Here is a 13,380-nt window from a genome sequence, read left to right as displayed (position 1 = left end):
TCATAGAATTGGTTTTGCATTCCATTCAGGGTAATAGTCACAAACATATTTATTCAAGGCAATTTCAGCCTCGGTATATTTGCGGGCTGCTGGCTGCGGGTTGCGTGCTTCAAGCATGGTATTAGTAATCATACCCGCACCTACAGTTACATTAGTTAGACGGTCAATTATAATAAACGAGCCTGTGCCTACCACGTTTTTGTAAGTGTCGATCACTACTGGACTTGCGGTTTCTATTGTACAGTTTGCAATTTCGTTTAGTTGCAGATCGCTTGCTTGCAGCTCATTGAGGGTATTTACATCAATACGGTGGTTTATCGCACTGATTGTACCAAATGTGTTTTTAGTGCCAATTTTTAGCTCGTATTCTTTACCTGGCTGCATAGCAGCGTCAGCCATCCATACAATATTGGCAGCGAAACTTGTTGTGCTGGTAGGTTGTTGCGCTTTGTCACTTGTAGTACGAGTAATTACATCGCCACGGCTTATGTCTATTTCATCAGTAAGTGTAAGTGTTATTGCTTGGCCTGCAAAGGCCATTGGTAGGTCGCCGTCGGCCGTTACTATACGCTCAACACTCGATGTTTTACCTGAAGGGTAAGCTGTTACTTTGTCACCTACATTAATAACACCACTGGCTATAGTGCCGCAAAAGCCGCGGAAATCTAAATTAGGGCGGTTTACGTACTGCACAGGTAAGCGAAAAGTATCTAGGTTTTTATCATCGCTTATGGTTACCGTGTCTAACAGTTGCATAAGTGTGGCACCTGGGTACCAGCTAAGGTTTTCACCTTTGTCTACCACGTTGTCGCCATTAAGCGCCGATATTGGCACAAACCGCACGTCTGGTATGTCTAGTTGCTCAGCAAATGCTTTGTAGTCGGCTTTAATTTGGCGGTAAACGTCTTGGCTATAATCAACTAAGTCCATTTTATTAATAGCGACTATTACGTGTTTAAGGCCAAGTAGCGATGCAATATAGCTGTGGCGTTTAGTTTGTGTTTGTACGCCTTTACGGGCATCAATCATTACAATAGCAAGGTCGCAGTTAGAGGCTCCGGTTGCCATATTACGCGTGTATTGCTCGTGCCCTGGGCAGTCTGCAATTATAAATTTACGCTTTTCGGTTGCAAAGTAACGGTACGCAACGTCTATTGTTATGCCTTGCTCACGCTCAGATTGCAAGCCATCAACCAGTAGGGCAAGGTCAAACTCACCACTGGTGGTATTAAACTTTTTAGAGTCACTTTTTATAGCCGCCATGTGATCTTCAAAAATTAATTTTGAGTCGTGCAATAAACGGCCAATTAAGGTTGATTTACCATCATCTACGTTACCGCAGGTTAAAAAGCGCAGTAAGTCTTTATTTTCGTGTTGTTTTAAGTAACCTTCAATATCGGTTTCAAGAAGGTGAGTTTGTGTTTGTTCGGTCATGATAATCCTATTTAGCTTTGAGCTTTAAGCTGTAAGTTGTAAGTGAAAACAGCAGCTATATAAGTTTGTTTTTAAGGCTATTGAGCATGGCAGATAGCTCTCTGGTTTCAACAAGCCATTCTTGTGCCTGTTGCTTTGGGAGATAGCCGATATCAATGCCTATATAAATTTGTGTTCTTGCTTCTGATAATGACGATCGTGCAATATCCAAAAAGCGTTTCTTTTCTTTAACACTTTCTCGTGTCATTCCCTCCGCAATGTTACTGGGCACGGAAAGTCCTGAGCGTGTCAGTTGTTCTCTAAAGCCAAAGTCTTTTAATGATGCCGTTACCTTATATAATATATCTCTGCAGAAAGTCGATCTGAACGTTTCCATACGTCCAAATTTTCAAAATTCATGAAAATCCCTTTAAAGAAGTTATTAATTCTGAGCTTTGAGAGCTATATTACGACGTCTGTTACTTATGACTTACAGCTTACGGCTTCAGGCCCCTAGCCTTCGGCTAGAAGTACCCTTCCATTTTCTTTTTCTCCATTGAGCCGGATGAATCGTGGTCAATTACTCGGCCTTGGCGCTCAGAGGTTTTGGTTAGTAACATTTCTTGAATTATTTCGGGTAATGTTGTGGCGTGTGACTCAACAGCACCTGTTAATGGGTAACAACCTAGCGTTCTAAAACGTACCATTTTTTGCATGGGTACTTCACCATCGTTAAGTGGCATGCGTTCGTCATCTACCATTATTAATGTACCGTCGCGCTCTACTACTGGGCGTTCTGCTGCTAGGTATAGTGGTACAATGTCGATGTTTTCTAGGTATATGTATTGCCAAATATCGAGCTCGGTCCAGTTACTTAGTGGGAATACACGAATGCTTTCGCCTTTTTCTACCTTGCCGTTAAACGTGTTCCATAGCTCTGGGCGTTGGTTTTTTGGGTCCCAGCGGTGGTTTTTATCGCGGAACGAGTAAACACGCTCTTTTGCGCGTGATTTTTCTTCATCGCGGCGCGCGCCGCCAAAGGCTGCGTCAAATTTGTATTTGTTAAGCGCTTGCTTTAGGCCTTGGGTTTTCATTATATCGGTGTGCTTTGCACTACCGTGGGTAAATGGCCCTACGCCTGCGTCAATCCCTTCTTGATTTTTATGTACAATTAGATCAAAACCCAGCTTTTTAGCCATTTGGTCTCTAAACTCAATCATTTCTTTAAACTTCCATGTGGTATCTACATGCATTAAAGGAAATGGTGGTTTTGCCGGAAAAAACGCTTTCATTGTTAAGTGCAGCATTACTGCTGAGTCTTTACCTACTGAGTAAAGCATTACTGGGTTGTCGAACTCAGCCGCTACTTCACGAATAATGTGAATAGACTCAGCCTCTAATTGCTTAAGATGGGTCATCCTAGCTTGTGAGATTTCCATTTTTTTCTCCAGGGTATTAAGTTTTAAGCTGTTAGTTATGAACTACGGGGCACTAGCGACGAGCATCGAGCTGCTAGGCTCAGGCTGCGAGAATCGTAGCCCGTAGCCAATATTCATCTATTTATCTGATTTATATTCGTAGTTGTAGTAACCATAGTACCCGTAGGCATTACTAGCTTTTTTAACTACGCCATTAAATACTAGGCCTTTTACATCTATGCCATTTTGTTCAAAGCGGTTACGCGTTAGCTCTATTTCGCGAACATGATTTTGCCCAAAGCGTGCTACTAATAATGTGGTACCACAATGCGTGCTTACTATGGCCGGGTCGGTTACGGCAAGTATTGGCGGGGTATCTATGATTACTAGGTCGTAGGCTGCGCTAATTTGTTCAATAAATTTACTGAAGTTGCTATGCATTAACAGCTCTGACGGATTAGGTGGTATTTGCCCGCGCGTAATTACATTTAAGTTTTCAACTTTGCTTGCTTTTGTTATTTGCGCTAAGTTTAAACGGCCCGATAGGTAATCACTTAGGCCGTCGTCCCACTTTAAACCAAACTGTGTTTGTAAGTAGCCTTTACGCATATCGGCATCAACTATAAGTACTTTTTTACCACTTTGCGCCAATACTGTGGCCAAGTTTACCGATATAAACGATTTACCTACACCTGGGCTTGGGCCCGAAATCGCTATTATATTGTTTTTTGATTCGATCATCGCAAAATGTAGGCTGGTACGTAAGCTACGTAAGGCCTCTATGGCTAGGTCTGCTGGGTTATCTACTGCTAGTATTGATTTGGCTTTTCCTGCTTTTGCTTTTTTAGACTTAGCACCAAACCCTACCAATTTATCTTGGTGATCTGAGTGTGGCACACTTGCATATACGTTTATACCTAGGGCTTCTATTTCGCTTGGATCTTCAACGCCTTTGTGCATAGCTTTTTGTATAAGCACTATAGCAACCGCTAAAAAGCCCCCTAGTAACGTTGCAACTACTGCAATTAAAGCTTTTTTAGGTTTTACGGGTTCAGTTGTATCTACCGCTGCAACATCAACAACACGTACGTTACCCACTGTGCCAGCACGCACTATGTCTAACTCTTGTGTTTTACTAAGTAGTAGCATGTAAATTTCGTTACCTACTTCTACATCTCGTGTTAAACGTAATAGCTCTTGCTGGGTTTCGGGTAGGTTACTTACTTCAGCGGTTAGCTGCGCTTTTTCGGCTTGTATTGATTCTATTTGCTTAATTACACCTTGGTATGCTGGGTGTTCACGCTTAAATTTACGGCTAAGTTCTAAGCGCTTTAGGTCAAGCTCTTGCAGGGTTGTGTCTAGCTCTACAATTTGCTCAAGAATTGCTTGTGTTTCTAGAGTTATGTTTACCGACTGTCGCTTTTTTTGGTAGTCGTTAAAACGTTGCTCTGAGCCTTCAAGCTGTTTTTTAACCTCTGGCAGTTGTACCTCTAAAAAATCGAGCGACTTTTTAGCCTCTGCGCTGTTGCGCTCTACGTTTCGGCGTACGTAAATATCGGCTACTTTATCAAGCACTTTTTCAGCGTGCGCTGCATTTTTATGCTCGTAAGCAAGAGTAATAATGCCTGAATCTTTTCCTTTTTCGCTGGCCGATATTTCTTGCTGTAACTCAACTACTGTGCGGTAACGGTTGTTTTTTACTAAGGTAAACACCGTACCAGGGCGTGCATTTAAAGCACGCACTGTAAGGGCATAAAAGCCTGCGGCTTCGTCTTTACCTACTGTGCCGTTTAGTACTGCATCGCCATCTGGGTTTAATAATTCGTACTGATTGTTTTGTTTTATGTGTAATTCAAATTCTTTGCCTTCAAATGCTTGGGGCACTATAAACCTAAATACGTTTATAGATTCACCGCCCCATGCATAGCTACTTGCACCTAGGAGTGGGTCGGCTACATCGTTTGGTTTGTTGGCTACAAATCCTCTGTAAAACTTGCCACCAATAATAGGAAATAATTTAGGCTCGGCTATTATATCAAGTTTAAGCGCGTCAACCGCCTCGCCAATTACACTGCGCGATTTTAATAGCTCTATTTCGGTTACGGCCTCACTTGAGCTCTCAAACATACCTGCCATGTCATCTAAGCCAGGTACTGAGGGGCTACTTTCTTCTACTTGTATGAGCGCTGTGGCTTTGTAAATGGGTGTACTAAATACAGCTACAGCCACCCCTATTATTGCAAATAATACAGTTACTAAAACTATAAAGTATTTACGGTCGAGTAATGTGCCAAATAACGCTAGAAGATCTATTTCTTGTTCGGTTGATTTATTTTGATTATTGGTTGGAGCTGAAGGCTGAGGGGTCATTTACTTTGCCAATCCTTATAAATACTTTTGCCAAGCGCTACAAGCGCTATCGATTAATGCGTATACGTGCTCAAAAGCCTCTTGGCTTTGGCGGTAAGGGTCTGGTATTTCGGCGTTGTTGATCCATTTACCTAATAAAAATGTTTTACCGCGCGCTTCGGGGTAGCGTGCGTGTAAATCATTTAAATGTCGTTCTTCCATAACTAATATTACGCTATTTTGCGCAACGAGTGCCGATGTAAGCTGGCGACCTTGATGGGTATCCATATTTACACCATGAACTTGGGCAATTTTTTTTGCCATTGCATCTGCTGGCTTACCTTCAAGCGCTGTTAACCCCGCAGACGACACTTTTATATTTTTACCTTCCAGCTTTTGCTTTAATACATACTCGCCGGTTGGGCTGCGGCAAATATTGCCGGCACACACAACTAAAACAGAATCAAACATTATAGCCGCCTTAGTTGTTTATATCGTTTAAGTTATCAACGGTAGCTACCGACGGTAATAGTAAACTTATTACGCGGTTCCAACGGGCCAATGGGGCTGATGTTACATATACTATATCGTGCGGCTGCAGTTCAAACTGCTCGGCCAATACGAGTGCTGCAATGTTTTTTGCATGAAGCTGGTATACGTTTGCAAGCACACCTGTTTGCTCTAAATTACTTTTACGTAAAACGAATACGCCGTTTGCATCTGCTGTATTTTCATTTAAGCCGCCCGTGTCGCTTAATGCTTGTGCTAGGTTTAAGCCATAACGGTTAAGCGTAACCGACCCTGCTCGTTTTACATCACCTAATACAAATACTTTTTGTTGATCGTTTCGACTAACGTGCACTATATCGCCATGTTGTAGTAAGCGATTTTGCGAAATATCACCATGAGCATAAAAATCATCAAGCTCTATTACTTCTGTTTTGTCGCCACGGGTAAACGTTACTGTACGCCAATCGGCTGATTCGGTTAGGCCGCCAGCTTGATTTAGTGCATCTATCAAAGTAAGTGGTGTACTAGTGACAGGGTAAACACCTGGTTTATTTACTTCGCCAGTAACATACGCTTTTTGGCTTCTAAAACCGACTACTTTAACATCTATTTGTGGGTCTTCAATTACTCTACTAAGGCGTTTTACTAGCTGTTCACGCACTTCACTTATGGTGTGTCCTGCAGCTGGAATGTTTGGTGCGTATGCGTATGTAATGGTGCCGTCTTCTTGAACTCTAAAACCGTCAAACTCTGCGGTGCGCTGCGTACCTGCTGGTATGGTTAACTCTGGGTGATCCCATACACCTATTGTAAGTACGTCTCCTACACCTAGTTTGTATTGGTAATTGCTTACGTTTAAACCCGCGGTATTCGATATTGGCTTTGCGGCCACACGTGCTTGTTTTTGTTGTTTAATTAGTGACGAGTCAATTATTTGAATGTTTACTTTTTCTAGGTCTTGCTCAAGGTTTTGAGTTTGCTCGCCAGATTCTATGCCTTCAAAATGGCTACCTGGTACTATGGTGCAACCGGTAACTGATAGTATTGCGAGTGAAGTGATGAGTGATTTACAGCTTAACGCCATCGTAGAATCCCAAAATTATTTTAAATATTGCACTTGCCCACCAACCTTGGTGAGTACTTGTATTTTATCGGCTAATTAAAGCATGAGCTTACTTTGCACGCAAGCCGAAACACGCTTTTGCGCTTTGGCATTCCCTTAAATAAGTATTTATGCTTACTCAGTGTTTTATAAAATATAGACAGCAAACAGTGGCCGATTTACTTTATGAGTTATTAGCATTCACGCTGGCAAACTACGCGTCTACGAATAGCCACTCGGGCACGCTTCTCGTTCCAGTTCGTCGCAGAGCTCCTCTCGCTCCAGCTTGAAAGCAAGACCATTTGCTTATCTAGCCCTTCGGGCACGCTTCCGCCCCTAGGTTGCAGTTCCTACTTACTGATAAAAGCTAAATTTTGATGAGCGGGGTAATAATTTAATACTTGCCACTAAGGAGTTTATTTAAAATCATTGTTGTCTATGCTTATTTCTACTTCTTTGTTAAGCAATTTAATTAACAAAATGCTTCGGATATCTCCATCAGGTTCTTTATATATGGCATCTATATTGTTAAACGAGTTGTTATTTACGTTTACCCTATCACCTGATTTTGGCAGTTCGGATTTTGTAGTGTACAAACGTTCACACTTTAGTTGTTCTATTATTTGTATTGGTACAATTTGGTATTTGGCACCATATGCAACAAAACTTGCTATTCCGCGTGTGTTTTTTACAGCAGAAAAGTTACCGTTTTTTGAATCAAGGAACACAAATAAATAATTTGGAAATAAAGCAGATTTTTTGATGGTCTTACGACCTTTGACCAGCCTTTCGGTAGTCAATTGGGGGTAAAATGCTTCAATCCCTTGATTATTTAAGTTGGTTTTTGCCCGCTCTTCCTGACGAGGTTTACACACTACTAAGTACCAACTTTCCATAGCAATCCTACATAACAAAATTGCAATTAACACAAGATTAAACTAAATCAGGTGAGCATTATAGCTAATACTAAACACCTATGTAAACTGGCAATTAAAATAAATAATGCCAAACTTATGCTTTGAGTACTAAGTTTATCACTAAAAATAAACTTAACCAATTATGTAACAGTCACTTAACATTGGTAACGTTTAAAATTGATTTTGTTAAATATTTTTACATATATTATTTTAAATCTTACGAGTTAACTTATTTTCGGAAAAACATAGTAAAACAGCTATTTTTTATCACTTTTTATTTTAACTAAATTTTAACACAAGGAGAGTGTATGCATTTATTTCACCACGGGGCTGTAAACGGTGTTACAGGCTCATGCCATGAGCTTTTAATTAATGAGCAAACAAGTGTACTTGTTGATTGCGGGTTATTTCAAGGGGAGGACTCAAAAGAAGACTTATCAATAGAATTTGATATTAGCCATGTTACCGCGCTTATTGTTACGCATTGCCATATTGATCATGTTGGCCGAATTCCCTATTTATTTGCCGCCGGCTTTAAAGGGCCAATATTTACCTCGCAAGCTTCAGCCAGTTTATTGCCGCTAGTAATAGAAGATGCGCTAAAAGTGGGCGTAACACGCGACCCTAAAATTATAAATGCCTGCTTAAACCTACTAAAGCGACGCATTGTACCCGTTGATTTTAAAACATGGTTTAACTTGCCATGCAATGGACAGCAAAGTGCTAAAGCGCGATTTCAGCGAGCCGGGCATATTTTAGGTTCAGCCTATGTTGAAATTGACATTAAAACTCATAAGCAAAGTACTAAACCAAATAGCACTCACCGCGTTGTATTTTCGGGTGATTTAGGCGCTCCATACACGCCATTACTCCCCTCGCCTAAAGCGCCTTATAAAGCCGATACTTTAGTGATTGAATCTACTTATGGTGATAAAAACCATCAAGGGCGTAAACAGCGTACCCAAACACTTAAAAAAATAATAGAGCGTGCTCTTGCCGATAATGGCGTGGTGCTAGTACCTGCATTTAGTATTGGCCGAACCCAAGAACTTCTATACGAACTAGAACAACTTATACATAGCTCTGCCAAGCATTCACAATGGCGAGATATACACGTAATACTCGACTCTCCCATGGCAGCAAACTTTACTGCTCAATATAGAAAGTTTAAACACTTATGGGATAACGAAGCAAAACAGAAAGTAGCCAAAGGCCGTCACCCACTTGATTTTAAAAACCTAACCACGGTTGATTCGCATAAAGAACATATAGCCATTATTAATTACTTAAGTACGCGCCAAACGCCTGCTATTATTTTAGCCGCCAGCGGTATGTGTACCGGAGGCCGAATAGTTAATTACCTAGAACGATTTTTAGGTGATGCAACCACCGATGTTTTATTTGTGGGCTACCAAGGGAGAGGCACGCTAGGCCGTGATATTCAACAATACGGCCCACGTAATGGTTATGTATTTATAAACAATACACGCGTTACCATTAATGCCAAAAGCCATACCATTAGCGGTTATAGTGCACATGCCGATCAAAACGGGTTAATTAAGTTTGTAACGGGTATGCGTAAAAAGCCAAGCCATATAAAAATTGTGCATGGCGATGATGATGCAAAAGCTGCATTGGCAAATAAGTATAAAGAGGTGTTGGGTGAGAGTGTTAAAATTGAAATAGGAAGTTAGCTTTAACGCGCCAGCAAGCAAGGCGCCTACGTGGCGTTAAAGCCTAATATTAGAGGTTTGAGGTACCTTTGTAGGCGTGAAGCTTGCTCACGCGAATAGTTAAATATACACGCTTTTAACGCGCCAGCAAGCATGGCGCCTACATGGTGTTAAACCTTAATATTAGAGGTTTGGAATACCTTTGTAGGCGTGAAGCTTGCTCACGCAAATGGTTAAATATAAACGCTTTTAACGCGCCAGCAAGCAAGGCGCCTACATGGTGTAAACCTTTACATTAGAGGCTTGGGATACCTTTGTAGGCGTGAAGCTTGCTCACGCAAATGGTAAAGATTTAAAACACTAACTATCGTTTATTATAAACGCTACTCAAGAACTACTTATAGTAGGCAAAACAGTCACATTTGATTGGCTAGTTTGTTTTTCTTTCCAATTAAGATCGCAAATACCATCCGTAGGTGAAAACGCTGTGGGCGCTTGTAAAAGTAGCTTACGAATTTGAGGATGGTCAGACTCGTCACATGCAATTTTTAGGTTAGCTAAAAAGGTATCTAATTCAGCCCATGGCATTTTTATTTCGTGAGCACTTAATATTCTTGTGTGATCTGTACCAGTAACGTTATCGCCAATTAACAACTCTTCGTATAACTTTTCACCTGGGCGCAAACCAGTACATTTAATTTCTATATCGCCATTTGGTCGTTTTTCATGCTTAACTTCAAGCCCTGACAAGTGCACCATTTTTGTTGCAAGGTCTTTAATTTTTACGGGCTCCCCCATATCAAGCACAAACACATCGCCACCGACCCCCATTGCACCGGCTTGGATAACAAGCTGAGCGGCCTCTGGTATTGTCATAAAGTAACGCGTTATATCTTGATGGGTTAATGTAATTGGGCCACCTGCTTTTATTTGTTTTCTAAAAAGCGGCACAACCGAACCCGATGATCCTAAAACGTTACCAAATCTAACCATGGTAAAGCGCGTGGTACTTTGCACCTCTGAAAGGCCTTGCAAAACAAGTTCGGCCATACGCTTGGTTGTTCCCATTATATTTGTTGGGCGAACAGCCTTATCGGTAGACACTAAAACAAATGTTTCTACATTAGTAAATATGGCTGCGGTTGCTACATTATAAGTTCCGTAAACATTGTTGCGAACACCTTCAACTACATTATGTTCTACTAGTGGGACATGCTTGTAAGCTGCGGCATGATATACAGTTTGAATACTAAAAGTTGAAAATGTTGATTCAAGTAATTTTTTATTTTGAATGGAGCCAAGTATAGGTAACACTTCAATATTTAGATTATTTGCAGAGCAATACTCTGAAAGCTCTTTTTCAATAGCGTATAAAGCAAACTCTGAAAGCTCAAACAACACAATTTTTGTTGGAGTATTTTTTATTATTTGCCTACACAGCTCTGACCCTATTGAACCACCTGCGCCAGTCACCATAACGGCTTTATTGGTAATATTTGATGACATTAAATCTTGTCTTGGTTTAACTGATTCTCTGCCAAGTAGGTCATCGATTTCTACATCCTTAATTGCATCAACACTTGTAGTGCCCGACACTATATCGGCCATTCCAGGTATGGTCATCACCTGTAACTTGTACTTTTCAATTGCGTTAAGTATTTCTTTACGGCGACTTCTTGATGTGCTTGGCAGGGCAAGTAAAATCTTCTTAGCACATTTTTGCTTTGCAACTTCTGCTATTTGTGTAGATGAGTACACGCATACTCCCTGTATTACAGATAAATGCTTTTTAGAATCATCATCGATAAATGCAACAGGTGAATATTCAGGCCCGCTAGCAAGCGCGGTAGCTAATTGCCGACCTGCAGATCCTGCACCATATATAATTACACCTTCTTTGCGACGCATGGTGATTTGCCCTACAATGGCGCGCGCTGTTAACCTTGACCCACCTACAAATAAAATACAGAAACTAGCATATATAAATGGCACAGTACGCGGAACCGCGGCACTTAAAAAGAAAGACAAAACAGTTAAATATAATGTAGATAGCACAACGCCAGCGGCAATGGCCCACATAGCTTGTGTATTCATATATCGTAGAACAGCTCTGTATAATCCTAGCTTCACAAAACTAAGTAAACTCAGTGGTAACAAAGCGGCTAGTAATAACCAATTGTGTATGCTTTTTAAAACAACTACACTATCTAACCTAAGCAAAAAAGAAAGCCAAAAAGCCACTATTATAAATACGCTGTCGATAAGGAGAGAAATAACTCTTTTTTGGGGGCGTGGTAAACTAACTAAAAACTTTAAAAACACAATACATTTCCCTGAAGCCAGCAATCATATTGCTATTCTATTGGCTACAATTTTACTACAAGATGAGCAACCAATGCACTTAATAAATAAAGACTATAGGCAATATTTTATATAGTCTTTATGTATTTAGTTATTTTTTGTAAATTTGTGTATGTAATGTAGCTATTTTACTCTATCGCCACTGCCACTTCCTGTTACTGTTTGCAGTATATAAGTAAAGTAATCTTTAAGGTTTAGCGTGGCAATCATTTTTGCATCGGTTTCAGCTAACAGCTCTGGAGTAGACATATCTATTTCGCTCACTTGTGCTAAGCCAGTAATGCCAGGGCGCACATTGTATATATTTTTAGCATCACGAGCCTGAGTAAGTTCTTGCTGATTAAATAGCCCGGGACGTGGTCCAACTAAACTCATTTCACCTTTAAGTACATTCCAGAGCTGCGGTAGCTCATCTAATTTAGTTTTACGTAAAAAACCACCAAAACGAGTGATAGATGCACTGCTTGCAAGATGGCTAGCAACCGACGCTGTATCTACTGACATTGTTCTAAATTTAACTAAAGTGAAAGGTTTTTTATTACGACCAACACGCTCTTGTTTAAATAGTGGTGAGCCAGTATCGAATAAGCCAATAAGGTATAAAATCAATAAAAACGGTAAAGCAAACAATAAACCAAAAAGTGAAAATAAAAAATCGAGTACACGTATCATTTATAATTCCATATTATTAAAATAGTAGTTATTTAAAGCAACGACGAATGCCTTCTTCCAGAGTAATTGGCGGCTTCCAGTTTAATGTACTTTTAGTATGCTCAATATCAACAATTAACGAACTAGAAAATCTTTCAACGGTATCTTTTTTGCCAACTATAGAAGCTATGAGTTTTAAAAAAGATAATGGAATAGGTATCAACCAAGGCTTTTTACCTGCTGCCAACGTAAGCTTTTTCAAAAGATTTGATGTCGATATATCCTCATCATCGCTTACCAAAAATGTATGATTAACAGCATTTGGATGATCAATACATGTAACTATTAGATCAACTAAGTTATCTACAGCTACAAAGCTGCGCTGATTATTAATTGCACCCAAAGGAAGTGGTAGATTCCTCTGTGCAACATTTAAGAGTTTACCAAAGTTACCTGGAGCATTTTTGCCATAAACTAGAGGAGGTCTAATTATAACGAGCTCCATATCAGTATTCTTTACTATTTTTTTTAGCGCTATTTCAGCTTCATACTTAGAAATAGCATAATTTTCAATTGGAGTAGGTTTATCGTTATATTTAAAAGGAGATGAGTTTGATACCCCATTTACTCCTATAGAACTCATAAAAATAAACTTTTTAACACCTGCAATTACGGCTTGCTTCGCTAAGTTGACCGTACCATATGTATTTACCGAGCGGAAAGCTTCCAGCGACGACGCATTACTTACCTCATGTGCTTTCCCTGCTAAGTGAATGACAACATCGGCTTCTGCAAGTAACTCACTCCAACCCTCTTTTTGATTTAAACCTGGACATAACTGAAAGTTCGGCGGCAATGGCTCTCTTGCTAACGGTATAAAATTAAGGTAGTTGTATTTACTTAAATTTGAGCATAGAGCTTTACCAACAAAACCTTTAGCACCAGTTATAATGATTTTTTTACTAGAATTACTTGCCAATTTTTAT

General features: G+C 40.1%; 10 protein-coding genes and 1 pseudogene. 1 reads left to right on the top strand and 10 read right to left on the bottom strand.

Translation table 11 applies throughout. The features are described 5' to 3' along the window. From cysN to rfaH, 7 genes and pseudogenes are all read right to left on the bottom strand, one after another. Window positions 1-1,434, bottom strand: a complete 1,434-nt coding sequence (cysN, locus tag RF53_RS00680) for a sulfate adenylyltransferase subunit CysN (protein ID WP_039036315.1) — start codon at window positions 1,432-1,434, stop codon at window positions 1-3. A 55-nt stretch (window positions 1,435-1,489) separates the two neighbouring features. Then, a pseudogene (locus RF53_RS00675) lies at window positions 1,490-1,833 on the bottom strand (four helix bundle protein). Between the two features lie 104 nt (window positions 1,834-1,937). Then, the gene (gene cysD, locus RF53_RS00670; protein ID WP_268747286.1) at window positions 1,938-2,864 is read right to left on the bottom strand and encodes a sulfate adenylyltransferase subunit CysD; all 927 of its coding nucleotides are present in this window, start codon (window positions 2,862-2,864) and stop codon (window positions 1,938-1,940) included. Between the two features lie 105 nt (window positions 2,865-2,969). Continuing rightward, window positions 2,970-5,201, bottom strand: coding sequence for a polysaccharide biosynthesis tyrosine autokinase (locus RF53_RS00665; protein ID WP_039036313.1), 2,232 nt, complete (start codon window positions 5,199-5,201; stop codon window positions 2,970-2,972). Window positions 5,202-5,216: 15 nt separating this feature from the next. Next, on the bottom strand, window positions 5,217-5,651 hold the full coding sequence (locus RF53_RS00660; protein ID WP_039036312.1) for a low molecular weight protein-tyrosine-phosphatase: 435 nt from the start codon (window positions 5,649-5,651) through the stop codon (window positions 5,217-5,219). A 10-nt stretch (window positions 5,652-5,661) separates the two neighbouring features. After that, entirely contained in the window at window positions 5,662-6,774 is a 1,113-nt protein-coding gene (locus RF53_RS00655; RefSeq protein WP_039036311.1) for a polysaccharide export protein, read from the bottom strand. A gap of 434 nt (window positions 6,775-7,208) precedes the next feature. Continuing rightward, on the bottom strand, window positions 7,209-7,688 hold the full coding sequence (gene rfaH, locus RF53_RS00650) for a transcription/translation regulatory transformer protein RfaH (protein WP_039036310.1): 480 nt from the start codon (window positions 7,686-7,688) through the stop codon (window positions 7,209-7,211). Between the two features lie 329 nt (window positions 7,689-8,017). Between rfaH and RF53_RS00645 the strand changes: the two genes are divergently transcribed. Beyond that, on the top strand, window positions 8,018-9,403 hold the full coding sequence (locus RF53_RS00645; RefSeq protein WP_039036309.1) for an MBL fold metallo-hydrolase RNA specificity domain-containing protein: 1,386 nt from the start codon (window positions 8,018-8,020) through the stop codon (window positions 9,401-9,403). Window positions 9,404-9,769: 366 nt separating this feature from the next. On the opposite strand, the gene RF53_RS00640 is transcribed toward RF53_RS00645, so the two are convergent. From RF53_RS00640 to RF53_RS00630, 3 genes are all read right to left on the bottom strand, one after another. Next, window positions 9,770-11,704 carry a polysaccharide biosynthesis protein gene (locus RF53_RS00640; RefSeq protein WP_039036308.1) on the bottom strand — a complete coding sequence of 645 codons (1,935 nt, stop codon included), beginning with the start codon at window positions 11,702-11,704 and terminating at the stop codon, window positions 9,770-9,772. 162 nt (window positions 11,705-11,866) lie between these two features. Then, on the bottom strand, window positions 11,867-12,415 hold the full coding sequence (locus tag RF53_RS00635; RefSeq protein WP_039036307.1) for a sugar transferase: 549 nt from the start codon (window positions 12,413-12,415) through the stop codon (window positions 11,867-11,869). 28 nt (window positions 12,416-12,443) lie between these two features. Beyond that, complete coding sequence (locus RF53_RS00630) at window positions 12,444-13,373, bottom strand: NAD-dependent epimerase/dehydratase family protein (protein WP_039036306.1); 930 nt, start codon at window positions 13,371-13,373, stop codon at window positions 12,444-12,446. Window positions 13,374-13,380: the final 7 nt, after the last annotated feature.

Origin of the sequence: Pseudoalteromonas sp. ECSMB14103 (genome assembly GCF_000813065.1) — a bacterium.
GTDB lineage: Bacteria > Pseudomonadota > Gammaproteobacteria > Enterobacterales > Alteromonadaceae > Pseudoalteromonas > Pseudoalteromonas marina.
This window is presented reverse-complemented; position numbering and strand designations above follow the sequence as displayed.